Origin of the sequence: Actinacidiphila sp. bgisy160 (genome assembly GCF_965342435.1) — a bacterium.
In the GTDB taxonomy this organism is placed as follows: Bacteria; Actinomycetota; Actinomycetes; order Streptomycetales; family Streptomycetaceae; genus Actinacidiphila.
This window is the reverse complement of record NZ_CBDRCM010000049.1, coordinates 27,007-50,542: the sequence shown is the minus strand read 5'-3', so window position 1 is coordinate 50,542 and position 23,536 is coordinate 27,007. Positions and strand designations below refer to the sequence as shown.

Annotated in this window: 22 protein-coding genes; 9 read left to right on the top strand and 13 right to left on the bottom strand. The window is 73.2% G+C overall.

The window, feature by feature from the left end:
• Positions 1-76: 76 nt before the first annotated feature.
• Positions 77-1,555 (bottom strand): dihydrolipoyl dehydrogenase family protein, encoded by a 1,479-nt coding sequence (locus tag ACRWNP_RS29190; RefSeq protein ID WP_431966556.1) that lies wholly within the window; start codon positions 1,553-1,555, stop codon positions 77-79.
• 659 nt (positions 1,556-2,214) lie between these two features.
• Positions 2,215-4,743, bottom strand: coding sequence for a SpoIIE family protein phosphatase (locus tag ACRWNP_RS29185; RefSeq protein ID WP_431966554.1), 2,529 nt, complete (start codon positions 4,741-4,743; stop codon positions 2,215-2,217).
• Positions 4,744-4,980: 237 nt separating this feature from the next.
• On the opposite strand from ACRWNP_RS29185, the gene ACRWNP_RS29180 reads away from it, so the two are divergent.
• Positions 4,981-5,421, top strand: a complete 441-nt coding sequence (locus ACRWNP_RS29180; RefSeq protein WP_018559864.1) for an OsmC family protein — start codon at positions 4,981-4,983, stop codon at positions 5,419-5,421.
• Positions 5,422-5,563: 142 nt separating this feature from the next.
• Positions 5,564-6,175, top strand: a complete 612-nt coding sequence (locus ACRWNP_RS29175; RefSeq protein WP_431966551.1) for a TetR/AcrR family transcriptional regulator — start codon at positions 5,564-5,566, stop codon at positions 6,173-6,175.
• Here the strand turns inward: ACRWNP_RS29175 and ACRWNP_RS29170 are convergent.
• Positions 6,172-6,480 (bottom strand): GNAT family N-acetyltransferase, encoded by a 309-nt coding sequence (locus ACRWNP_RS29170; protein ID WP_431966549.1) that lies wholly within the window; start codon positions 6,478-6,480, stop codon positions 6,172-6,174. The genes ACRWNP_RS29175 and ACRWNP_RS29170 overlap by 4 nt on opposite strands.
• Positions 6,477-6,746, bottom strand: a complete 270-nt coding sequence (locus tag ACRWNP_RS29165) for a DUF2630 family protein (RefSeq protein WP_431966547.1) — start codon at positions 6,744-6,746, stop codon at positions 6,477-6,479. The genes ACRWNP_RS29170 and ACRWNP_RS29165 overlap by 4 nt, the downstream gene beginning before the upstream one ends.
• A 186-nt stretch (positions 6,747-6,932) precedes the next feature.
• Between ACRWNP_RS29165 and ACRWNP_RS29160 the strand changes: the two genes are divergently transcribed.
• The 3 genes from ACRWNP_RS29160 to ACRWNP_RS29150 all read left to right on the top strand — a co-directional run bounded on the left by ACRWNP_RS29160 (position 6,933) and on the right by ACRWNP_RS29150 (position 9,657).
• On the top strand, positions 6,933-7,085 hold the full coding sequence (locus ACRWNP_RS29160; RefSeq protein WP_431966545.1) for a hypothetical protein: 153 nt from the start codon (positions 6,933-6,935) through the stop codon (positions 7,083-7,085).
• Between the two features lie 274 nt (positions 7,086-7,359).
• Complete coding sequence (locus tag ACRWNP_RS29155; protein ID WP_431966543.1) at positions 7,360-8,556, top strand: MarP family serine protease; 1,197 nt, start codon at positions 7,360-7,362, stop codon at positions 8,554-8,556.
• A 195-nt stretch (positions 8,557-8,751) separates the two neighbouring features.
• Positions 8,752-9,657: a DMT family transporter gene (locus ACRWNP_RS29150; RefSeq protein ID WP_431966541.1), complete on the top strand. Its 906-nt coding sequence runs from the start codon at positions 8,752-8,754 to the stop codon at positions 9,655-9,657.
• A gap of 66 nt (positions 9,658-9,723) precedes the next feature.
• Here ACRWNP_RS29150 and ACRWNP_RS29145 read toward each other — a convergent pair whose 3' ends face one another.
• The 7 genes from ACRWNP_RS29145 to ACRWNP_RS29115 form a co-directional block, all read right to left on the bottom strand.
• Positions 9,724-10,797, bottom strand: coding sequence for a glycerophosphodiester phosphodiesterase family protein (locus ACRWNP_RS29145; protein ID WP_431966539.1), 1,074 nt, complete (start codon positions 10,795-10,797; stop codon positions 9,724-9,726).
• 142 nt (positions 10,798-10,939) lie between these two features.
• Complete coding sequence (locus tag ACRWNP_RS29140) at positions 10,940-11,590, bottom strand: HAD family acid phosphatase (protein WP_431966537.1); 651 nt, start codon at positions 11,588-11,590, stop codon at positions 10,940-10,942.
• Positions 11,591-11,650: 60 nt separating this feature from the next.
• Entirely contained in the window at positions 11,651-11,845 is a 195-nt protein-coding gene (locus ACRWNP_RS29135) for a DUF397 domain-containing protein (RefSeq protein ID WP_431966535.1), read from the bottom strand.
• Positions 11,842-12,654 carry a helix-turn-helix domain-containing protein gene (locus tag ACRWNP_RS29130; protein WP_431966533.1) on the bottom strand — a complete coding sequence of 271 codons (813 nt, stop codon included), beginning with the start codon at positions 12,652-12,654 and terminating at the stop codon, positions 11,842-11,844. Before ACRWNP_RS29130 ends, ACRWNP_RS29135 begins: the two co-directional genes overlap by 4 nt.
• 123 nt (positions 12,655-12,777) lie before the next feature.
• A complete protein-coding gene (locus ACRWNP_RS29125) occupies positions 12,778-13,722 on the bottom strand; it encodes an MIP/aquaporin family protein (RefSeq protein ID WP_431966531.1) in 945 nt (314 codons plus the stop codon).
• A gap of 160 nt (positions 13,723-13,882) precedes the next feature.
• Complete coding sequence (locus tag ACRWNP_RS29120) at positions 13,883-14,047, bottom strand: hypothetical protein (protein ID WP_431966529.1); 165 nt, start codon at positions 14,045-14,047, stop codon at positions 13,883-13,885.
• 100 nt (positions 14,048-14,147) lie between these two features.
• A complete protein-coding gene (locus ACRWNP_RS29115; protein ID WP_431966527.1) occupies positions 14,148-14,864 on the bottom strand; it encodes a MerR family transcriptional regulator in 717 nt (238 codons plus the stop codon).
• 140 nt (positions 14,865-15,004) lie between these two features.
• Between ACRWNP_RS29115 and ACRWNP_RS29110 the strand changes: the two genes are divergently transcribed.
• The 4 genes from ACRWNP_RS29110 to ACRWNP_RS29095 all read left to right on the top strand — a co-directional run bounded on the left by ACRWNP_RS29110 (position 15,005) and on the right by ACRWNP_RS29095 (position 18,700).
• Complete coding sequence (locus ACRWNP_RS29110) at positions 15,005-16,516, top strand: flavin-containing monooxygenase (protein ID WP_431966525.1); 1,512 nt, start codon at positions 15,005-15,007, stop codon at positions 16,514-16,516.
• Positions 16,513-17,445 carry an alpha/beta fold hydrolase gene (locus ACRWNP_RS29105; protein WP_431966523.1) on the top strand — a complete coding sequence of 311 codons (933 nt, stop codon included), beginning with the start codon at positions 16,513-16,515 and terminating at the stop codon, positions 17,443-17,445. The genes ACRWNP_RS29110 and ACRWNP_RS29105 overlap by 4 nt, the downstream gene beginning before the upstream one ends.
• Complete coding sequence (locus tag ACRWNP_RS29100; protein ID WP_431966521.1) at positions 17,442-18,335, top strand: SDR family oxidoreductase; 894 nt, start codon at positions 17,442-17,444, stop codon at positions 18,333-18,335. The genes ACRWNP_RS29105 and ACRWNP_RS29100 overlap by 4 nt, the downstream gene beginning before the upstream one ends.
• A gap of 98 nt (positions 18,336-18,433) precedes the next feature.
• Positions 18,434-18,700 (top strand): hypothetical protein, encoded by a 267-nt coding sequence (locus ACRWNP_RS29095; RefSeq protein WP_431966519.1) that lies wholly within the window; start codon positions 18,434-18,436, stop codon positions 18,698-18,700.
• A gap of 106 nt (positions 18,701-18,806) precedes the next feature.
• Here ACRWNP_RS29095 and ACRWNP_RS29090 read toward each other — a convergent pair whose 3' ends face one another.
• On the bottom strand, positions 18,807-22,187 hold the full coding sequence (locus ACRWNP_RS29090) for a S41 family peptidase (protein ID WP_431966517.1): 3,381 nt from the start codon (positions 22,185-22,187) through the stop codon (positions 18,807-18,809).
• Positions 22,188-22,237: 50 nt separating this feature from the next.
• Positions 22,238-23,437, bottom strand: a complete 1,200-nt coding sequence (locus tag ACRWNP_RS29085; protein WP_431966515.1) for a serine hydrolase domain-containing protein — start codon at positions 23,435-23,437, stop codon at positions 22,238-22,240.
• Positions 23,438-23,536 lie beyond the last annotated feature (99 nt).

Genomic DNA, 23,536 nt, shown 5'->3' with positions numbered 1-23,536 from the left:
CTCAGCTGTCCCCTCGACCTGGACTCGACGAGCAGTGCGCGATCCTATCGGCAGGCGCCCGGGGCCGCCGTCTCCGTCACCCTTCGTCGTCCGGCGCGTCCCGGTAGGTCTCCAGCAGCCGCAGCCACACCTCGCTCATCGTGGGGAAGGCCGGTACGGCGTGCCACAGCCGCTCCAGCGGCACCTCACCGGCGACGGCGATGGTGGCGGAGTGCAGCATTTCGCCGACCGACGGGCCGACGAAGGTGACGCCGACGAGGTGACCCCGGTCCAGGTCGACCACGGCGCGGGCCTTGCCCTTGTAGTCGTCGGCGTACAGGCCGGCGCCGGAGACGTTGCCGATCTCGTAGTCGACGACCTTGACGCGGCGGCCCTCCCGCCGGGCCTGCTCGGCGGTGATGCCGACGGCGGCGGCCTCGGGCTCGGTGAACACGACCTGGGGGACGGCGACGTTGTCGGCGGTGGCCGCGTGCCGGCCCCAGGGGGCGGTGTCCAGGGGCTCCCCCTTGGCGCGGGCGGCGATGGCGGCCCCGGCGATACGGCCCTGGTACTTGCCCTGGTGGGTGAGGAGGGCGCGGTGGTTGGTGTCGCCCGCGCAGTACAGCCAGCCGCCCTCGACGCCCTTGACCAGGCAGGTGTCGTCGACGTCCAGCCACGAGCCGGGGGTCAGGCCGATCGTCTCCAGGCCCAGGTCGTCGGTGTGCGGGACGCGTCCGGTGGCGAACAGGACCTCGTCGGTGACGAGTTCCGAACCGTCGGAGAGCAGCAGGGTGATCGGCCCGGACTCCGACGCGCGCCGCAGCTCCCTGACCGACACGCCGGTGCGGATGTCCGTCCCGGCGGCGCGCATCCCGTCCGCGAGGAGCTCGCCCACGAACGGCTCCCAGCGCGGCAGCAGCCCGGAGCCGCGGACCAGCACGGTCACCTCGGAGCCGAGCGAGCGCCAGGCGGTCGCCATCTCGACGCAGACGACACCTCCGCCGACCACCACGAGCCGCCCCGGCACCTCGGGGGAGCTGGTGGCGTCGCGGCTGGTCCACACATGGTCGTCGGCGATGCCGGGGAGGTCGGGCAGTTGCGCGCGGGTGCCGGTGCAGACCGCCACGGCGTGCCGGGCGACCAGGACACGCTCGCCGCCCTCCGGGGTCTCGACGACGACCCGGCGCGGGCCGTCGAGCCGGCCGCGTCCCCGGACGAGGTCGATGCCGGCCGAGTCCAGCCAGGTCACCGCCCCGTCGTCCTTCCAGTTGCCGGTCCACCAGTCGCGCCGGGCCAGCACCGCGGCGGCGTCGAGCCGCCCGCCGGCCGCCTCCCGTGACCCCGCGACCGCCCGCGCGGCCTCCAGGGCCGCCTGCGGGCGCAGCAGCGCCTTGCTGGGGATACACGCCCAGTACGAGCACTCACCGCCGACCAGCTCCGCCTCGACCACCACCGTGGTCAGTCCGGCCTGCCTGGTCCGGTCGGCGACGTTCTCCCCGGTGGGGCCCGCGCCGATGACGATGACGTCGTAGGTGTCCGTGCTCGCGTTCGTACCGCTGTCTGCAGCCGTGGTCATGGTTCAACCGTAGGCAACACCGCGTCCGCGCACAGCCGGAACCCCCGTGTCCCACCGCTCCACCCGTGCGGGCTCATCCGGCCGCGCCGGCTCTGGCGGGGACGGCGTCGCCGGTGGGGAGCGGGTCCGTCGGCAGGTCCCGGGCGGTGCGGAGCGGGGACAGCGGCAGCACCAGCCCGGCGAGCGGCACGCTGGTGATCCACAGCGCTGCCCGCTGCCCGCAGCCCGAGCACGGAGCCGAGCGTGCCGACGGGCAGCGTGCCGTAGTTCAGGGCGGCGTTGCTGGAAGCCCGCCTTGAGGACGTTGCCCGCGACCACGCCCGCGGAGACGCAGAAGCCTCCGGCCGCGTACCGGAGCACCCCGGCTGCGCGCGTGGTGAGCGGGATGAGCAGGGCGGGCAAGGCCGGCCCGACCTCGAACAGGAGCGTGGCGCGGGCGGTGCCGGTCCCGACGTGACGCACCAGCAACGGAACCTGGATCGACTGGTAGGCCATCAGGGCGAGGTCGGACGCGGCGCCGAACAGCGTCAGCGCCCGCAGCCACCGGTCGCGGGCGACCACGCGCAGCCCGGCGGCGATGTCGCCGGTCGTCTTCGCGCGGGGCGCTCCGGGTCCGGGGCGCGGCTCGCGGTGCATGTTGTTCCGCTGATGTGCGCGCCTCAGGCGGGCAGTTGCTGCTCCGTCCAGATGACCTTGCCCCGTTCGGTGTAGCGGGTGCCCCAGCGGCGGCAGAGCTGGGCGACGAGGAAGATCCCGCGGCCGCCCTCGTCGGTGGTGGCGGCGCGGCGCAGGCGCGGGGAGGTGCCGCTGGCGTCCGCGACCTCGAAGACCAGGGCCCGGTCGCGCAGCAGCCTGGCCTGTACGGGGCCGGCGCCGTGGCGGATGGCGTTGGTGATCAGCTCGCTGGCGATCAGCTCGGTGGTGAAGGAGAGTTCGTCCAGGCCCCAGGCCCGCAGCCGCCGGGTGATCGCGGAGCGGAGCGCGGAGACGGCAGCCGGGTCGTCGGGCACGTCCCAGCAGGCGACCTGACGCTCGTCCAGGGACCGCGTGCGGGCGACCAGCAGGACGACGTCGTCGGCCGAGGGCGCGGGGCGCAGCGAGTCCTCGAGCGCGGCGCAGACCTCCTCCGGCGGGCAGCCCTGCGGGACGACGGCCAGGGCGCGGCCGAGCCGGCGCATCCCGGTGTCCGGGTCGAGGTGGCGGCCCTCGATGAGGCCGTCGGTGTAGAGGACGAGGCCGCTGCCCTCGGGGACCGCGAAGTCGGCGGCCTCGAAGGGGACTCCGCCCAGGCCCAGGGGTGGTCCGGCGGGCAGGTCGGGGAAGCGTACCCGGCCGTCCGGGGCGAGCAGCGCGGGCGGCGGATGGCCGGCCCGGGCCAGCTGGCAGCGCCGGGCGACCGGGTCGTAGACCGCGTAGAGGCAGGTCGCGCCCGCGAGGCCGGGACCGGTGCCGCTCTCGTCGTCGAGGCGGACGACGAGGTCGTCCAGCCGGCCCAGCAGCTCGTCGGGGGGCAGGTCGAGGGTGGAGAAGTTGTGCACGGCGGTACGCAGCCGGCCCATGGCGGCGGCGGCGTGGATCCCGTGCCCGACGACGTCGCCGACGACCAGCGCCACGCGCGCCCCGGAGAGCGGGATGACGTCGAACCAGTCGCCGCCGACCCGGCCGCGCGCCGCGGGGAGGTAGCGGTGGGCGACGTCCACGGCGTGCTGCTCCGGCACGCCGTGCGGCAGCAGGCTGCGCTGGAGTTCGAGGGCGAGGTGGTGCTCGCGGGTGAAGAGCCGCGCGTTGTCGATGCAGACCGCGGCTCGGGCGGCGAGGTCGCGGGCGAGGGTGAGGTCGTCGTCGGCGAACGGCTCGCTTCGTGCGGCGCGTTGGAAGGTGGCGACGCCCAGCAGGGTGTCCCGGGCGCGCAGGGGGACGGCGATGACGGCACGCGGCTCGCCGTCGGGGCCGGGGGAGGTGTCGCGGACCGCGGTGCTGCCGCACAGGGCTCTGGCCTGGGGGCTGTCCGGGTGGAGGGGAATCGGTTCCCCCCTGGCGTACGGGCCGCACGCGCCGCTGGGGGCGGCGCCGCTCGCCGCCACCCGGCACAGCTCCGCTCCGGGGCCCCCGGGGGCCGTGCCGTGCAGGACGGGGCAGTACAGGTCGACGGTCGCGTGGTCGGCGAAGCGGGGCACGGCGGCCTCGACGATCTCGCGGGCGGTGCGCACGACGTCGAGGGTGGTGCCGATCCGCAGGGCGGCGTCGCTGAGCAGCTCCAGGCGGCGGCGCGCGGCGACGGCCAGGCGGCCGACCCCGGGCTCGCCGACCAGCAGCGGTCGGCGCGCGGCCCCACCGGGGGCGCCGCGGGAACCGGCGTCCTCGGGCACGCTGACCTCCACGACGGCGCCGCCCGCCAGGGGCCGGCACAGCAGGTGGGCCGTCCGGCCGTGGGAGAGGGGGAGTTCGAGCGCTTCCTGCCGTCCGGCGGCGATCAGCCCGGCCGCGGTCTCCGTGAGCGCCGACTCGTCCCCGTCGGTGAGCCCGGCCGGGGGGCCGACGCTCTGGACGCGTCCCGCGCCGTCCAGCCGCAGGGAGCCCGCCGCGACGCCGCGGTGCTCGGTGGTCAGGTAGCGCTGCAGCAGGGCGCGTTCGCGTTCGGCGCACTCCTCGAGGAGTCGCTGCTCGATGGCGAGGGCGCAGCCGCGGGCGAGTTCGGCCATGAGGGGGTGCGCCTCGCCGTACAGGCTGGTGAGGTCGAGCACGCCCTCGACCCGGCCGCTGGCGGGGTGGCGGACAGGCACGCCGAAGCAGGTGAAGCCGCGCAGGGCGGCGGAGAAGTGCTCCTCGCCGGAGACGCGGACGGGCTGCCGGGCGGCCAGGGCGGTGCCGATGCCGTTGGTCCCGGCGTCCAGTTCGTGGTAGCTGAAACCCGGTGCGAGCCGGACCCGGTCCAGGGCGGGCAGCAGCGGGGGTTCGGCGGCCCTGCGGTCGATCACCAGCCCCCGGTCGTCGGTGAGCAGGACGGCGGTGCGGGTGCCGGAGAGCGTGGCGGCGAGCCGGTCGAGGACCGGACGCGCGGCCCGGACCAGTGCCCCGGCGGGGTCGACGTCGTCGGTGTACGGGACCTCGAACCGCTCGGGGTCGAGACCGGCGGTCTGACAGCGCTCCCACGAAGCGAGGATCGGTACCCGTACGGATTCGACCACCAGGCTCACTCCTTGACGTCCGCGTCCCAGGTCCCGAACGTAGGACGGCGGCGCGGCGGCGGGGGGCGGGTCGGTGAAATCCCTGCGTACAGCCACTCTTGTGGGTGACGGCTTGTTTGACGGGCGGCAACACGGCAACACGACCATCACCGAGCAGGAGATCGCCTCGCGAAGCGGCGCCCGGTGGTGAAGACTTGGACCCGCCGCAGCCGTACGCCGTACTTGGGAGGATCCACCATGTCCACCACGCCGCACTCCACCACGCGGGTCGCGCACACCGTCTGGGACGGCAGTCTGACGGAGGGCAGCGGGGTCGTGACCCTCGACTCCTCCGGCATCGGGGAGTACCCAGTGACCTGGGTCGCCCGCTCGCAGGAGCCGGGCGGGAAGACCAGCCCCGAGGAGCTCATCGCCGCCGCCCACTCCAGCTGCTTCTCCATGGCCCTGTCGGCCGGCCTGGGCAAGGCGGGCACCCCGCCGACCCGGCTGCGCACCCAGGCCGACGTCACCTTCAAGCCGGGTACCGGCATCACCGGCATCCACCTGACCGTCGAGGGCGAGGTGCCCGGGATGGACGAGGCGGAGTTCGTCAAGGCGGCCGAGGACGCCAAAGCGAACTGCCCGGTGAGCAAGGCGCTGGCCGGCACGGAGATCACGCTCACGGCCTCGCTGGCCTGACGCCGCACGGCCCGCCCGGAGCCGGCCCGGCCCCGTACCGCGTGCAACCGCCCATCGAAACGTTTCGGTTTCGGTGGGCGGTGCCATATTGTCGTTGGGATACGAAACCGTTTCGCGGGGGACGGGAGACGGAGCACGGAACATGACGACCGACGCGAGCGCACCGGCGCGCCGCACCCGGCTGACCCCCGAGCGGGAGCAGGAACTGTACGGCGCGGTGATCGAGCTGCTGCGCGAGGTCGGGTACGACGCGCTGACGATGGACGCGGTCGCCACCCGTACCCGGTCCAGCAAGGCCACCCTCTACCGGCAGTGGAAGAGCAAGCCGGAGCTGGTGGTGACCGCGCTCAAGTGCATCAAGCCGGTGCACGTGGAGAACGTCGACACCGGTACGCTCCCCGGCGACCTGCACGAGCTGGCCGACCGCATTGGCGACGGCTCGGACGTGGACACCGCGCTCATCCGGGGCCTGGCCCACGCCTCCGCCACCAACCCCGACCTCGCCGAGGCGATGCGCCAGCACCTGATCGAGCCCGAGCTCACCGGGGTGCGGCTACTGCTGGGGTGGGCCGCCGACCGCGGCGAGATCGACGCCGCCGTCCCCGCGGCCGAGTTCATGCCGCACATGATGCTCGGCGCCGTGATAACCCGCCGCCTGCTGGAGGACGTGGAGGTCGACGCCGCCTTCATGCACCGCTACATCGACGCGGTGGTGCTGCCCGCGCTCGGCATCGGGCCGGGTGGCCGGCGCTAGTCGCTGACCGTGCTGCGCGGCCGGTACTCCAGGTCCTCGTACTCGGGGTGGTGCGCGATCCAGCCCGCGATGAACGGGCAGGCCGCCAGCACGCTCTGGCCGCGCTCCCGCGCCTCGTCCAGCGCGTGGCGGGCGAGCGCGGAGCCCACGCCCCGGCCCTCGAACTCCGGGTCCACCTCGGTGTGCAGGAAGGCGACCATCTCAGGGGTGCGGATGTACGTGGCGAAGCCCGCCAGCCTGCCCTCGACGTGCGCCTCGTAGCGGCGCGCGCCGGATGCGTCCGTCACCTTCGTGTCGCTCTTCACGACTGGTAACCCTCCACGGTCCGCGAGGAGCGCACCTTCGCCTCGCCCGGGTCCCCGCCCGCCTCGGCCTTGGCGCGGCGCTGGCGGAGCAGGTCCCAGCACTGGTCGAGTTCGCGCTCCAGCGCGTCGAGCCGCGCCCGCTCGGTGTCGCTGTCCACCCGCCCCTCGCTCAGGAGCTCGCGCAGGGTCCTCTCGTCGGAGACCATCGCGCTGATCCGTTCCAGTATCGCCTTCTCGCGGCGATCTTCCGCGTGCTGCTCGGCCACGGCCGCACCTCCTGTGTCGTCGGCAACCACTCTAGGCAGCCGGTTGCGCCCATGCGATCGAAACATTTGCGTTTCGATAAGTCGGCTTCTAGTCTCCGTATGTACGAAACGGTCTCGTATCGAGCCGGGCTCCCCGGCGCCCCGTCCCTCCCCGCCCTTCCCGCGACCGACCGGAGCGCGTCCCGCATGTCCCAGAGCACCGCGGAGGGAGGCGCGACGGCCTCCTGGTGGGCCGCGGCCTTCTTCGCCGCCGGCCTGGTGATCGGCCTCCTGATGTACCGGCGCGGAATTCCTGCTCGGGACGGGAATGCTGACGCCGCTCCGGTCGTCGACATGTAGGGGGAGTGAGCTGCGGGGCCACCCCTGAGCGGTGGGAAGGTCCCGCACGCGCCGACCCGTGGGGACGGGGTGCGGTGCGACGGAGGGCCCGGTGCCGGCGTCCGTGGTTGCACACGGAGGCCGTGCCGGGCCTTTCCCATGCGATACGGCGGCGAGCCGGGGAGTCCGGGATGGATGTGACGGAATCTGCGTGCGCTGCGCCATAAAAGGGAACCTATGGTCAGTTAATGTGCGTTTTCACTGGTCCATAGGGTTTCGTCGAAAGGCCCCTCGGTTGAACCTGCTCGACCTCCTGCTGCTGGTGCTGACCGTCGCCAACGCCGTCGCCGGTTTCCGGCGCGGACTGGTCGCGGGCTGCATCTCGCTCGCGGGTTTCCTCGGCGGTGCGGTGGTCGGCGTGTGGCTGCTGCCGTACGTGCTGCAGTACGTCGAGCCGGGCACGCCGCGGGCGACGCTGGTGGCGCTGCTCACCGTGCTGGTTCCCGCGGCCGGCGGGCACGCCCTCGCCTCCGGGGTCGCCTGGAAGGTCCGGACCGGACTGGACTGGGGCCCGCTGCGCTGGCTCGACGGGGTGGGCGGCGCGGCGGCGAACGCCGTGGCCGTGCTGCTGGTCTCCTGGGTGGCCGCGAGCGTGCTGGTGACCTCCTCCTCCAGCGTGCTGGCGCAGTCGATCCGCGGGTCGGAGGTGCTCGGCGCCGTCCAGGACACCATGCCCCGGCAGGCGCCGGCCTGGTTCAGCCGGGCGACCAGCGCGCTGGCCGAGGCCGGGTTCCCGCAGGTGTTCAACCCGTTCGAGTCCGAGCCCGTCAACGGGGTGCCCGCACCCTCCGGGGACAACGTCACCGCGGCCGCGGCCGCCGCCGCGGCGCGCAGCACCGTCAAGATCGAGGGCGTCGCCTTCGTCGACGGCCGGCGCCAGGGCCAGGAGGGCACCGGCTTCGTATACGCCGACGAGCACGTCATGACCAACGCCCACGTGGTGGCCGGGGTGGACCAGCCCGCGGTGCAGCTCGGCGGCGTCGGACGGGCCTACCGGGCCACCGTCGTGCTCTTCGACCCCGGCAAGGACATCGCCGTCCTGGACGTCCCGGGGCTGAACGCGCCCGCGCTGAGCTTCACCGACGAGGCCGTGCGCGGTGACGGCGCGGTCGTGGCGGGGTACCCGCAGGACGGCGGACTCGACCTGCGCGCCGCGACCGTGGCCGGGCGCATCCGCGCCACCGGCCAGGACATCTACGGCGACGGCACGGTCACCCGCGACATCTACCAGGTCCGGTCCGTGGTGCGCCCCGGCAACTCCGGCGGACCGCTGCTGGATACCTCCGGACGCGTCTACGGGGTGGTCTTCGCCCGCTCCACCACCGACTCCACGACGGGTTACGTGCTGACCGCCGACGAGGTGCGCTCCGACGCGCTGCGTGGGGCGCGCGCCACGCAGCCGGTGGACACCGGCGACCGCGCCGCACTGTGAGTGCCACACCCGTCAGCGGGGCGCCCGTGGCGCACCCGTGATCACCGGAGCGCGGCGGGCCTCCGCATACGTTCGACGTTAGACTTTCCCTTCACGCAGAAAACCGGACGAATCAAGCAAGACAGTCAAGCGTCGTCCGGCGGCGAGCCGGACGAGGACGACCGCGGCCGAGCACGCGGGAGTGGTGCCGTCGTCATGATCTCCATCCTCTTCGCCGTCTTCGCGGCCTGCAGCAACGCCCTCGGGACGGTCCTTCAGCGACGCGCGGTGCTCACCGTCCCCGCCTCGAAGTCCCTGCGCCTGGGTCTGATGAAGGACCTGCTGCGCACTCCGGTCTGGCTCGCCGGCATCCTCGGCGTGATCTTCGCCGCGATCTTCCAGGCGCTCGCGCTGGGCACCGGTTCGCTCGCCGCGGTCCAGCCGGTGTTCATTCTGGAACTCCCGCTGGCCCTGGTGATCGGCGGCATGGTCTTCCACGTCGAGCTGTCCCGCACGGCGTGGGCCTGCGTGGCGTGCATCGCCGGGGGCCTGGCGCTGTTCCTCTTCTCGATGGCGCCCAGCGGGGGGCGGGAGCAGGTACCGGGCATCTGGTGGGTGCCGACGCTGCTGATCGTCGGCGGCCTCGGCGCGGTGCTGGTGATCGCCGGGCTGCGGCGGCCCAGCGGCCTGACGCGCGCCGCCTGCCTCGGCGCGGCGGCGGCGGTCGGCAACGCCCTCACGGCCGCGCTGATCAAGTCGTCCATGGACATCCTGGAGCACCAGGGGGTCGCGGCCTGGCTGCTGTCCTGGCAGACCTACGCGTTCGCCGCGGCCGGCGGGTTCTCGTTGTTCCTGCTCGGGACCGCGATGCAGGGGGGACCGCTGATCGCCTCCCAGCCCGCCCTGACGCTCGGCGACGCCGTCGTCGGCTTCTGCCTCGGGGTCGCGCTCTACGGCGAGCAGCCGCGCACCGGATTCTGGCTGCTGCCCGCGCTGACCGGGTTCGCGGTGCTCAGCTACGGGGTCTTCGCGATGTCCCGCACCCAGTGCCTCTACAAGTGCGTCCACCCCGAGGAGCACCTGGCCGGCCGGGCCGAGGAGCCCGCCGCCTCGACCACCTGAACCGTACGCGGACGCCCCCGGAACCGTCCGGTGCCGGGAGCGTCCGCGGATGCGGGGCGCCGGTCGTCAGTGGCGCGGGGCGGGGTATGCCTTGGGCAGGCGCATACCGCGGTCGGCCATGATCTGCCGGACGTGGTTGGGGTAGTCGGTGATGATCCCGTCGATGCCCATGTCCATCAGTGCCTCGATGGTCGGGTTGTCGTCGCAGGTCCACGGGATGACCTTCAGGCCGCGCGCGTGGGCGTCGTCCACCATCTTGGGCGTGACGTAGAACCTGAAGTCCGGGTCCGCGATGGTGCCGTTCTGCGGCATGCCGTAGACCGGGGAGAGCGCCGTGACGCCGGGGACGGCGGCGGCGGCCCTGACGAAGTCGCCGTCGTAGTCGTCGGCGTCGATGCCGCCGAGCCACGGGGAGGCGCCGGGCTTGCCGACCTGGAGGAAGTCGTAGTTGGTGAGCGCCACCAGCGGGTACTTCGGCGCGAGCTCGTGCATCTCCTTCAGGGCGCCCCAGTCGAAGGACTGGATGGTGACCTGCTTCTCGATGCCGGAGCGGTGGATCTCCTCGAAGACACGGCGCACGAACAGCTCGCGCGGCGCGGTCTGCTCGGGGGCGCCGGCCTCCACCTTGGTCTCGATGTTGAGCTTGACCTTCTTGGCCTTGTAGCTCTTGACCAGGCCCAGGACGTCCTTGAGCTCCACCATGCGGTGGCCCTTGATCTGCTCCTGCTCGGGGAAGCCGGGCAGCTGCTGGTAGCCGCAGTCCATCGTCTTGATCTGGGCCAGCGTCAGGTCCTTGATGTACTTGCCGACGTACGGGTACATCGGGTCGCCCGGCGTCACAGGACCGGTGTCCTTGCACTTCTGGGCGCTGATCTGGCGGTCGTGGTTGACGACGACCTTCTGGTCCTTGGTGACGTGGGTGTCCAGCTCCAGGGTGCTCACCCCGAGGCGCAGGGCCTTGCCGAAGCCCTCCAGGGACTCCTCGGTGGTCATGCCGATGCCACCGCGGTGGGCCTGCAGGTCGAAGGCGGCCCGGGGGGAGGGGCCGTGGTCGTGGTGGGCGGTGGCCGCCTGGGCGGCGGTGGGAACCACGAGCGCGGGCACGACGGCCAGGGCTGCGATTGCGTGCCGGAGGGACATTTACACCTCGTCTACATCGGGCGAACGGGACCTCGTGACGCTAAGCCGCAGGTCGAGCCGGTATGAAGCCCGCGCATGAGGGCATGGTGAACGCCCGGAGAACGATCGTTCCCCAGGCGTCGCCCGGTCGCGGACGGCGGTGTCAGTCGAGCAGGCCGTCGTAGTCCGGGAGCTTGAAGGTGCGCTCGGCGTGGCCGCCCACCAGGTCGGTGGTGTTGTTGCCGATGTTCGCGATGATCGTGTAGCCGCGCTTCTCGATGGCGGCGCGCTGCGCCGTCTTGTACGCGCTGACCTCGTCGAAGAGGTCCGGGATCGAACGGCCGTAGAGCCCGGCGACCGGGTAGCCCTCGCGGTCGAGGTTGTAGTACGTGGCCGCGTGGATGAAGTCCGGCCGCGCGGTGACGAAGAAGACGTCCACGCCACGGGAGTCCGCGTACCGGGCGAGGTCACGCGTCGGTGCCACGGCCGGCGGGAACCACCAGTCGAAGTACGTCTCCAGGGAGGTGTTGTCGATGTCCAGGACGATCGCCGGTTTCTCGCCGGGAAGTGCGGCGGACGTGCGGTCCTCGACGTAGGTGTGCGCCTGGTCGATCACGAGGCGCACGTCCCGCAGCCAGGTCTCGTGGTCGACCGGGGCGGCGGTGGCGGAGGCCGCCGTGGCCGCCGCCACCGTGGTGCCGGTGCGCTCGGCGGCGTGTGCGTCGGCGGGGAGCGCGAGGCCGGAGACCCCGGCGGCGATGATCGCCGCCGCGACGATGCCGCGCCTCCAGGTGGAGGTTGTGGGGGTTGTCATGCACCGTACGTTCGCCGGTGCGGGTGAGGGGAAACCGACGTTCGTATTACTGGTTGGTAACTATCGCTGGGGGTCGGACAATTGGCCGGCGAAGGCCACGAACGCGGTCCACGCGTCCGGCTCGAAGGCCAGAACGGGGCCGGAGCTGTCCTTGGAGTCCCGTACGTGGACGGAGGCCGGGCCGATCGCCACCTCGACGCAATCACCACCGTCGCTGCCGCTGTGACTGGACTTGAACCACACGAGAGCGCTCACAGTTCACCCGCAATCTGCTCGATCAACTTCGCGGAGTCCTCGGGTGTGAGGGCCTGCGCCCGGATCATGCCATAGCGCTGGTGGAGCAGACTGACCCTTTTCCGGTCATCGGTGAGCAGCCCCCCGACCTGGCCCTCGGCGTAGGCGAGCAACTGGCGTTCGGGGTTCTCCAGCAGGGTGAACGGACCGTCGAGGCCGGCGTGGGTCCCGTAGCGCGCCGGCATCACCTGGATCTGGACGTTGCGCCGCCGGCCCACCTCGACGAGGTGCTGCAGCTGCTCCCTCATCACGGCCGGTCCACCCGTCGGACGGCGCAGGACCCACTCCTCCAGGACGAAGGAGAGCATGCACACGGGCCTGCGGGTGAACAGCGCCTGGCGGGCCAGCCGGTCCTCGGTCCAGCGCTCGGTCTCGTCCTCCTCCAGCGCCGGACAGCGGGCCGCGAAGACCGCGCGCATGTAGGCCTCGGTCTGCAGCAGTCCCTTGATGACGTGGGAGTCGTACGCGCCCAGGCTCAGCGCCCGCGCTTCCTCGTCCGCGTACTCCCCGTACCCCACGGGCAGCTTCTCCCGGGACAGATGCGGTGCGACGGCCGTCAGCACGCCGGGGGAGCCGAGCAGTTGCTCGGCCCGCTCGATGAACGCCTTGCTCGCGATGCGTTCCCCGCACTCGATCTTGACGGTCTGCGACTTCGAGTAACCCGTGTGCGCCGCCACCGCGTCCAGGGTGAGCCCCCGGCCCTCGCGCAGCGCCTTGAGCAGGTCCCCGAAGATCCTCATGCTCACCGAGCGCTTGTCCTCGACCGTCACGCGGCCACCCCCGTCCGGCTCCCCTGGCGTCGTCCCGGAGCGCCACGCTAGGCCCGCGGCGACCGGCGGCACGCCGGGAACCGGCGGAATTCACCCGACCCGGGGACCGGCCGGCGGCCCCCGCTAGTCGTCGTCCGGGTTCGCGGGCCGGTCCCGTCCGACCTCCGCCATCGCCCCCTCCTGCGCGCGGATGTGGAGCACGTCGCCGATGAACAGGTCGTAGACCAGCACCCCGATCACGCCCCCGACGAGTGGTCCCACGATCGGTATCCAGAAGTAGCCGCTGTAGCCGCCCGGCGAGGAGCCGGGTATCGCCAGCTCACCCCACCCGGCGGCCCAGGTGAACAGGCGCGGGCCGAGGTCGCGCGCCGGGTTGATCGCGTAGCCGGCGTTGGCGCCGTAGGACATCCCGATGGCGGCGACGGCGAAGCCGATGACCAGCGGGCCGAGGTTGGCCTTGACCGCGGTGTTGCGCAGGTCGATGACGGCGACGACGAACATGCCGAGGAACGCCGTCCCGACGATCTGGTCGATGAGCGGACCCCAGACACTGCCGTGGAAGTACGCCGCGGGGAAGGTGGCGAAGATCGAGAAGGTGCCCACGGAGTGCCCGTTGACCTTGGGCCCCTTCAGCGCGGCGTCGTAGGTGTTGATGGCGTCGTGGTAGACGAGGTAGACCAGCGCGGCGCCGGTGAACGCCCCCGCCAGTTGCGCCGCCCAGTAGGGCAGCACCTTGGCCCAGGCGAACTTGCGGCGCACGGCGAAGGCGAGCGTCACGGCGGGGTTGATGTGCGCGCCGCTGACCCCGCCGGCCACGTAGATGCCGAAGGCGACGGCGAAGGCCCAGCCCCAGGCGATCAGGAGCCAGTCGCCGACCCCGGTGAAGATGGTGGTGGGCCCCTCGGTGCGGCCCGAACCGGGCAACGCGGCGACGGCCATCGCGACGACACCGCAGCCGAAAGCGATCAGGACGAACGTCCCCAGGAACTCGGCGAGGCATTCCCCCCACAGTCCGCCGCGGCTCTTGAGCCGAGAACCCTTGATGACCGGGGAAATTTCCGTGGCCATGGTGGTGGCCCCCTTAGGTTTCCTCCTCCTTCCGTGATAACCCGGCTCATGGGCCTCCGCAACCACACGGCATGACGCAGGTCACAGCGTGTGCTCGCGATGGGTTCGCGGCGCCCACGCGGTCCACCGGGCATGGCAGAAGACGTGGAGGCCCGGCGAGTCACCCCGGCAGTCGCGTCCCCTCCGGGAGCCGTACGCCGAAGTCGTCCGCCAGGACCCGCAGCACCTCGTCCGCGTCCGCCAGCTCCCTCTCCTGGTGGGTGCCGTCGGCCTCCGTCCGCGTCAGGCGGCGGCCCCCCGCTCCGGCGTCGGGCGGCTGCCGCACGGGTGCGGGACGGCGGCCGGCCGCGCTCTCCTCCAGGAGTTCGCGGCCGAGCCGGCCGTCGCCCGGCCACGCACCCGTACGGGCTGTGCGCGGGCGCCCGTTACCGCTTGAGTTCCTCGCGCAGCCTGCGGTCGATCGCCAGGGCGAGTTCCGCCTCGACGACGGCCTGCACCAGGGGGCGCAGCCGGGCGATCGCCTCGGTCAGCCGGGTGGTGTCGCCGGACTGCAGGTCGGCCTCGGCGTCCGGCAGGACGTAGGTGCGGGCCAGCTCGACGAAGAGCTCGGCGAGCAGGTCCATGCGGCCCCGCATGTCGCGTCCCGCGGCGAGCACCTCGGCGAGCGGGATGCCCTCCCGGACCAGCGCGGCCGAGGCCTCCAGCAGCCGCCGGCTGACGTGGACGACGTCGTCGCCGTCGACGGCGATGTAGCCGATGTCCAGGGCGGTGGCCAGGTTCTCGGCGGTGGCCTGGTCGCCGTAGTGGTCGGCGAGGCCCTCGGGGGTGAGCCGCAGCGGTTCCTCCTCCGACCAGCGGGTGGGCAGCCCCGGGTCCAGGCCGAGGAGTCCGCCGACGTCACGGCGGCCGCTCTCCCAGGCGTCCATCAGCTCGGCGATGCCGCCGAGGGTGTGCCCCCGCTCCAGCAGCGCGGTGATGGTCCGCAGCCGCGCGAGGTGGTGGTCGTTGTACCAGGCGATCCGGCCCTCGCGGCGTGGCGCGGGGAGCAGCTTGCGCTCCCGGTAGAAGCGGACGGTACGAACCGGGACACCGGCCGCTTCCGCCAGCTCGTCCATCCGGTACTCGCGCTCGTGCGTTGCCACGCCGATCAGCCTATGCGGTGCCCGCGTCACATCGTGCCGCCCGCCCTCTACCGCTGGTAACGCCTTCTGGTCTACGCTCCAAACCGTGCCAGTGAACACTGGCGCAATTCTTCAAAGGGGCGGCACCGAGAGGCGGCGGTATGGCCGGACACAGCGAACACGTGCGGGTTGCGGTGATCGGATCGGGGTTCGGGGGACTCGGCGCCGCCGTGCGGCTGCGACGGGAGGGGATCACCGACTTCGTCGTCCTGGAGCGCCGGGACTCCGTCGGCGGGACGTGGCGGGACAACAGTTACCCGGGGTGCGCCTGCGACGTGCCCTCGCACCTGTACTCGTTCTCCTTCGCGCCCAACCCGCAGTGGCCGCGCACCTTCTCCGGCCAGCCGCACATCAGGGCCTATCTGGAAAGCGTCGCGGACACCTTCGGCCTCCGCCCGCACCTGCGTCTCGACACCGAGGTGACCGAGGCCCGCTGGGACGCCGCCGCCCGGCACTGGCGCATCGCCACCTCGCGCGGTGCACTCACCGCCGACGTCGTGGTATCGGCCACCGGGCCGCTGTCCGACCCCAAGCTGCCGGACGTCCCGGGCCTGGACGCCTTCCCGGGACGGGTCTTCCACTCCTCGCGGTGGGACCACGACTTCGACCTCAAGGGCAAGCGGGTCGCCGTGATCGGCACCGGGGCGTCCGCGATCCAGATCGTGCCCGCGATCCAGCCCGAGGCCGGGCGCCTGACCGTGGTGCAGAGGACGCCCCCGTGGGTGATGCCGCGCATGGACCGCGGGATCAGCCGGGCCGAGCAGTGGCTGCACGGCAAGGTGCCGGCCACCGCCAAGGCGCGGCGCGGGCTGCTCTGGCTGATCCGCGAGTTCCAGGTCGGCGCGTTCACCAAGCGCCCGGGGATGTTGCGCGGCGTGCAGGCCATCGCCGCCTCGCACATGCGCAAGTCCGTCAAGGACCCGGCGCTGCGCGCCAGGCTGACCCCCGACTACCGGATCGGCTGCAAGCGCATCCTGCTGTCCAACGACTACTATCCGGCGCTCACGCGGCCCAACACCGAGGTCGTCGCCTCCGCGCTGAAGCAGGTGCGCGGCTCGACCCTCGTCATGGCCGACGGCACCGAGCGCGAGGTCGACGCCATCGTCTTCGGCACCGGCTTCCACGTCACCGACATGCCCATCGGGGAGCGGGTGTTCGGCGCCGACGGACACTCGCTGGCCGAGCACTGGAAGGGCGGCATGGCCGCGCTGCGCGGCTGCGCGGTCGACGGCTTCCCCAACCTGCTGTTCGTCATCGGGCCCAACACCGGCCTCGGGAACAGCTCGATGATCCTGATGATCGAGTCCTCGCTGAACTACCTCGCCGCGTACCTGCGCGCCCTGGACACCACCGGGGCCGCCGCCCTCGACGCCCGCCCGGAGGCCGTGCGGTCCTGGAACGAGGAAGTGCAGCGCCGGATGACGCGCACGGTGTGGAACACCGGGGGCTGCGTCAGCTGGTACCTGGACGACCAGGGCCGCAACACCACCGTCTGGCCCGGGACCACCGCGGAGTTCCGGCGCGCCACCCGCCGGATGGAACTCCGGGAGTACGAGATCGTGCCCGCCGGCGCCCCCGAGGAGCGCCCGGAGCGCGTGGAGGTGGCCTCGTGACCGCGTCCGTCTTCGACCTCCCGGCCGCCCGGCGCACGCACACCGTGCGCTCCGCGGACGGCACCTCGATCCACGTGGAGGAGTACGGCCCCGAGGCCGGCACGGCGCCCACCGTGGTGCTGATCCACGGCTGGACCTGCAGCACCCTCTTCTGGGCCCCGCTCATCCACGAACTCGCCGGGGAGTACCGGGTCGTGGCCTACGACCAGCGCGGCCACGGCGGCAGCGGCACCCCGCGCCGCGGCGGCTACGGCACCGGCGCACTCGCCGACGACCTCTCCGCGGTCCTGGAGGCCGCCGTCCAGGGCGACGAGAAGGTGGTGCTGGTCGGCCACTCCATGGGCGGGATGACCGCGATGGCGGCCGGCGACCGCGTCGCCGTGCAGTCCCGTACGGCCGCGGTGCTGCTGGCCAGCACCGGCAGCGGACGGCTGCTCGCCGAGGCGGCGGTGCTGCCGCCGCGGGTGCGCAGCAAGCGGGTGCGCGACGCCTTCCACCGCTTCCTGCTGGTCAGTTCGGCGCCGCTCGGCCCGCAGTCCGCGCTGACCCGGGCCGCGCTCAAGTACGGGATCCTGGGCGCGGCGTCCAGCAAGGAGCTGGTGGCCGCCACCGCCCGCATCGTGCACGCCTGTGGGCGCCGGCAACGCGCCGCGTGGGGCCGGGTGCTGGCCGGGCTCGACCTGGACGCGGGCGTGTCCGCACTGCGTGTGCCCACCGCCGTGCTGGTGGGCAGCGCCGACAAGCTCACCCCGCCGGTGCACGCCCACGGCATGGCCGCCCGGCTCTCCCGGTTCGCCGGGCTCACCGAACTGCCGGGCCTCGGCCACATGACGCCGCTGGAGGCGCCGGCCGCGGTGGCGGGCGTCGTACGCACCCTCGTCGAGGACCATCTGCGGCCCCAGGCCCAGGTCAAGGAGGAGACGGCATGAGCAGGTCGCTGAACGGGCAGGTCGCGGTGGTGACCGGCGCCGCCCGCGGGGTGGGGGCGCTGCTGGCCCGCGAACTCGCCGCCCGTGGCGCCCGGCTGGCGCTGGTGGGGCTGGAGCCGGAGGAACTCAAGGGCGTCGCCGGGGAGATCGGCCCCGAGACCGAGTGCTGGACGGCTGATGTCACCGACCGGGAGGCGATGACCCGCGTGGCCGAGGAGGTCGTGGAGCGCTACGGCCGTGTCGACGTCGTGGTCGCGAACGCCGGTGTGGCGACCGGCGGTCCGTTCCTGGACGTGGACCCCGCCGACTTCGAACGGGTCATCCAGGTCAACCTGCTGGGCAGCGTGGTCACCGCCCGCGCGTTCCTCCCGGCGCTCGTCGCCTCACGCGGCTACCTGCTGCAGATCGCCTCCCTCGCCGCGATCGCCCCGGCGCCGCTGATGACCGCGTACTGCGCGAGCAAGGCGGGGGTGGAGGCCTTCGCGCACTGCCTGCGCGCCGAAGTCGGCTTCAAGGGCGTCAAGGTCGGCGTGGGGTACCTGAGCTGGACCGACACCGACATGGTGCGCGGCGCCGACGAGGACGACGTGATGCGCGAGGCCCGTTCCCGGCTGCCCTGGCCGGCCAGTCGCACCTACCCGCCGGCGCCGGCCGTGGAGCGCATCGCCGACGGGATCGCCCGCCGCTCGCCGCACGTCTACGCCCAGTGGTGGCTGCGTGGAATGCAGTCCGTGCGCGGGTACTTGCCCGGACTGATCGGGGGCGCCCTGGGGCAGCGAGAAATGCGCCGCCTGGAGCCGAGGATCGCCGCCGCGGGGGGCATCCGGCGCGGACTCGTCGGCCGCGGCGGTGCCGCCGACGAGCGCGCCCGCTCGGAAAGGCCCATCTGACCAGCGCCGTTCACGGACCGCGTTCGTCCGAAATGCGTACTGTGTCCGGCCGTGTCAGCCTGGTCGAGGCCCATTCCACACATCACGAAGGAGTGATCATGGGCAAGAACGACCCCACGCGAAACAAGGCCGGGCAGCAGCACCGCCCGCAGGCTCAGCCCCAGACCCAGGAGCGCATCGGCCAGACCCGCGAGCGCGCCCAGGGCATGGCCGGCGAGCCGATGCGTCAGCAGGGCAAGCAGCAGCACCGCGAGCCCGGCCAGGGTCAGCCGTCCAAGCAGTCCCCGCAGTCGACGCCCAAGGGCGACCGCCAGCGCTCGCCGGAGGAGATGGACGAGCGGTACGAGCGGCACGAGCGGACCTGACCCGCGTGGTCCAAACGTGAACGTGGAGGGGTGCGCCCGTACTGGGCGTGCCCCTTCCGTCCTCCTCGGTGAGGCCTTCCGCCGTCCCCGGGCGGGGAGGGGAGGCTCAGGAACGCGGAGGAAGCGGGGGCCGGCGCCGGTCCGGGCGGTCGGACAGATCGGGCGGTGTGGAGGCCGGGTGCTTCTCCAGCAGGTCCAGCGCCGTCTGCACGGCGATCTCCAGGTCGGTGCGACGGCCCTCCGCCCAGTCCAGCGGGGTACGGATGACCGGGATGTCCGGTTCCACGCCGTAGTTCTCCACCGACCAGCCGTAGGCCTCGAACCAGGCGGCGTTCATCGGCACCGTGATCACCGTGCCGTCGCCCAGGCGGTGCCGGCCGGTCATGCCGACCACGCCGCCCCAGGTGCGGTGGCCCACCACCGGGCCGATGCCCAGCAGCCGGAACGTGGCGGTGATCATGTCCCCGTCGGAGGCCGTCGCCTCGTCCGCCAGCGCCACGATCGGGCCGCGCGGGGCGTTGCCGGCGTAACTCACCGGCTGCGCGTGGCGGGTGTGGTCCCAGCCGAGGATCTTGCGGGTCAGGCTCTCCACCACCAGGTCGCTGATGTTGCCGCCCGCGTTGCCGCGCACGTCGACGATGAGGGCCGGGTGGACGATCTCGATGCGCAGGTCGCGGTTGAACTGCGCCCAGCCCGAGCCCCCCAGGTCGGGGATGTGCAGATAACCGCACTTCCCCTCGCTCAACGCCCGCACCACCGCGCGGCGTTTGGCCACCCAGTCCTGATAGCGCAGCGGTCGCTCGTCCACCAGCGGCACCACCGCGACCCGGCGCGCATGCCCGCCGTCGGGCGGGGTGAAGGTCAGCTCCACCGTGGTGCCGCCCGCGGCCGACAGCAACGGGCCGGGCCCGGCGTCCGGGTCGACGGCGCGGCCGTCGACGTGGGTGAGTACGGCACCCTCCAGGATGCCGGTGCCGGCCAGCGGCGAACGGGCCTTGGAGTCCGAGGACTCGCCGGGCAGGATGCGCGCGACCGCCCAGCGGCCGTCCTTGGTGTGGACGAAGTTGGCGCCGAGCAGCCCGATCGGCCGCTGGTAGTGCGGCGGCCCCTCGCTGCGGCGGGCGGACGCGACGTACGCGTGCGAGGTGCCCAGTTCGCCGAGGACCTCGCGCTCCAGGTCGGCGAACTCGTCCGGAGTGGCGACCCGTTCGACCAGCGGGCGGTACTGGTCGAGGATCGCCTGCCAGTCGATGCCGCACATGTCCGGCGCCCAGAAGTAGTCGCGGATGATCCGCCCGGCCTCGTCGAACGCCTGCCGCCACTCGGTGGGCGGGTTCGCCTCGTGCAGGACCCGCCGCATGTCGATGTAGACGGTGGAGTCCAGGTCGCCCGGCTCGTACGCCGGGACCACCGTCAGGTCGCCCTCGTCGAAGACCACCAGCTGCGTGCCGTCGCCGCTGACCCGGTACCAGTCCATGTGCCGCACCAGCTCGACGCGCTTGGACTTGGCCAGCCCGAAGTACTCCAGCGTGGGGCGGGCGGAGGGGTCGGTCGGGTTGACGAAGGTCTCGCCGAGCGCGCCGGAGATCGGCCAGCGCAGCCAGGTCAGTCCGCCCCTCACCGCCTCCAGCGAGCTGTACTTGGACGCGGGCACGGGGAAGGGCGTCACCCGCATCGGCAGCCCGGCGGCCTCCACCGCCAGTGGCCCCTCGGCGAAACCGGTCGGGTCCAGCCCGCCCCCCGGCGGCCGGCCCTCCACGGGCAGCGCGAAGGGCGAGGGCGTCGCCGAGTGCAGCGGTACGAGATGCGGGCGGCAGCCCAGCGGGAAGGACAGGTCGCCGGTGTGCACGTCGTACACCGGGTCGAAGCCGCGCCAGGACAGGAAGGCCAGGTAGCGGCCGTCGCGGGTGAAGACCGGCTGCTCGTCCTCGAACCGGCCGTTGGTGACGTCGAGCAGGGTGTGTTTGCCGGTCTCCGGGTCCGGGCTGAGCCGGGCGATCCGGATCTTGCGCAGCGAACGGCCGATCACCGGGTGGGACCAGGCGATCCAGTCGGAGTCGGGGGAGAAGGACAGGTCGCGGACGGGGCCGTTGGAGGAGCGGACGAGCTCGGCCACCACGCCCGACTCCGCGTCGACCATGAGCAGCCGCCCGTCGTGGGAGGCGACCGCCAGGATCTGGCCGTCGGGGGAGGGCACCAGTTCGTGGACGCGGCCGAGCAGCCCGCACGCCAGCCGTGTGCCGCCGCTGCGGCACGGGGGACGTGGCACGGTCTGCCCCTCGGCGGCCGCCGTGTCCTGCGCCACATCCTCTTCCCCGGCCTCCTCGGCCGCCTCCGTGGCCCGCAGCGCCTGGGCGACGGCGTCGTCGGCGTCGGCGATGTCGGCGGCGGCCAGTGCCGCGGGGCGGCCCGGCAGCACGGCGATCTCGATGGCGTCCTCGCCCTCGGCGTCGGTGACGAACGCGATCCGCCCGGTGTCGCCCAGCATGACCGGCAGCCGGACCCGCGCCCCGGGCTCGTCGGCGATGGTGCGCGCGGGCCCGTCGCGGTGGGTGAGCCAGTACAGGCTGCCGCGCACGCACACCGCGCTGGCGCGCCCGGTACGGTCCACGGCCAGCCCGTCCAGGTACGCCGAGGCCGGGACCTGGTAGGGCCGTCGGCCGGCCCGCGGGCCGCCGAGGTCGACCGCGACGCGGCGCGGCACCGACCCCGGGCCGAGGTCGTCGACCAGCCACACCTCGCCCGCGCACTGGTAGACCACGCGCGTGCCGTCGGTCGCGGCGCTGCGGGCGTAGAAGTCGGCGTGGTCGGTGTGCCGTCGCAGGTCCGTGCCGTCCGGCAGGCAGGAGTACAGGTTGCCGATGCCCTCGTGGTCGGAGAGGAAGGCGATGCGCCCCGCGACGAACATCGGCGACTCCAGATGGCCGTCGACCTCCGGCACCAGCCGTCGGCACTGCAGCCACAGCCGCCCGGTCGCCCCGCCCCGGTACCGCTTCCACGAGGCCGGTTCGTGCGGCGCGGTCGCCGTCAGCAGCAGCGTCCGGTGCTCGCCCTGCGCACTGTCGTCCACGGAGATGTCCGACACCGGGCCCCAGGGCAGCCGGCTGCCCGGGCCGCCCTCGGCGGGGACGGCGTAGGCCCAGGTGTAGTGCGAGAACGGTTCGCCGTGCGACGAGACCGCCAGGATCCGGCCGTCCGGCGTCCAGGAACGCACGCGCGTGTCCGTGCTGCCCCAGTAGGTCAGCCGCCGGGCCGGGCCGCCCTCGACCGGCGCGAGATACACCTCGGGGTCGAGGGAGCGCCAGCTGTTGAAGGCGATCACCGAGCCGTCGGGGGAGAAGCGCGGATGCCCGACCCGGGTCCGGTCGGCCGTCACCCGCCACGCGCGCCCCTCGCCCAGGGGCGCGACCCAGATGTCGTCCTCGGCGACGAAACAGAGCCGCTCGCCGTGAACATGCGGAAACCGGAGGTATGCGGCGTCGCTCACTCATCCATCGTTCGCGGGTCCCGGAGCCCGGGCAACTTTTCCGGCGCGCGTCAGCGCAGGCACTCCCGTAGCGCACGGACCAGCGCCTGGGCGCGGGGATCGGCGGTGACGTTCTGCTGCATGCCGTTGGTGACGTAGCCGAAGGCGACGCCCTCGCCGGGGTCCGCGAAGCCCAGCGACCCGCCGCGGCCCGGGTGGCCGAAGGAGCCGGGGGACAGCAGCGGGGCGGCCGGGCCGTGCAGCATGAAGCCCAGGCCGAAGCGGGTGTTCACCACCAGCACGCGGTCCGGGCCCTCGGACTCCGGGGTGCGCGCCGAGGTGAGCGTCGCCGGGGCGAAGAGCCGGGCGCCGGGCCCCTCGACCTCCCCGATCAGCGCGGCGTAGAAGCGGGCCAGCGAGCGGGCCGTGGCGATGCCGCCGGAGGCCGGCAGCTGCGCCGCGTGGTACCCGGGGTCGTTCTCTTCCGGCGGCGGGTCGATCGCGCCGAACGCCCGCCGGGTCAGCGACGCCGGGTCCTCGTACGCCTCGGTCACGTTCCGCTTGGGCCGCGTCCGCAGCCCGGCCGCGGCCGGCGACGGCGGTGTCTCGACGGCGGCGATCCGCCCGACGCGGCGCTCCTCGGCGGCCGGCAGCCCGATCCACAGGTCGAGGCCGAGCGGGCGGGCGATCTCCTCCGCCACGTAGCGGCCTATGGAGCGGCCGCCGCTCGCGCGCCGCACCAGCTCGCCGATCAGCCAGCTGTACGTCTGCGCGTGGTAGCCGTGGTCGCTTCCCGGCGCCCAGAACGGGGCCTGCGCCGCGAGCGCCCGCGGCCCGCTGTTGCCGTCCTGTGCCTGCGCCGGGTGCAGCGGGGCGTCCAGCGCCGGCACACCGGCCCGGTGCGCCAGCGCGTCGCGGACCGTGACGCGCTCCTTGCCCGCGGCCTTGAACTCGGGCCAGTACGTGCCGACGGGCGCGTCCAGGTCCAGCTGACCCCGCTGGTGCAGCAGGAGCAGGCACGCCGCGGCCACGCCCTTGGTCGCCGAGCGCACCACCTGCGCGGTGTCCTGTGCCCAGGGCGCCCCGCCGTCCCCGTCCCCGTCGGCGGAGCCCGCCCACAGGTCCACGACCTTGCGGCCGTCGCGGTACAGGGCCACGGCCGCGCCGCGCTCGCCCCGCTCCTCGAAGTTCCGGACGAATGCCTCTCGGACCGGCTCGAAGCCTTCCGCCACCGCCCCGTGGACGTCCACCACAGCCCGTGCTCCCACCATGCGCCGCCGTTGTTGCTCCCCCCATGGTGCCTCGCGCCCGCCACAGGTCAGGACCGGGGTCGGCACGGGACGGCGGCGGGAGAGGGCGGGCGCCGCGGG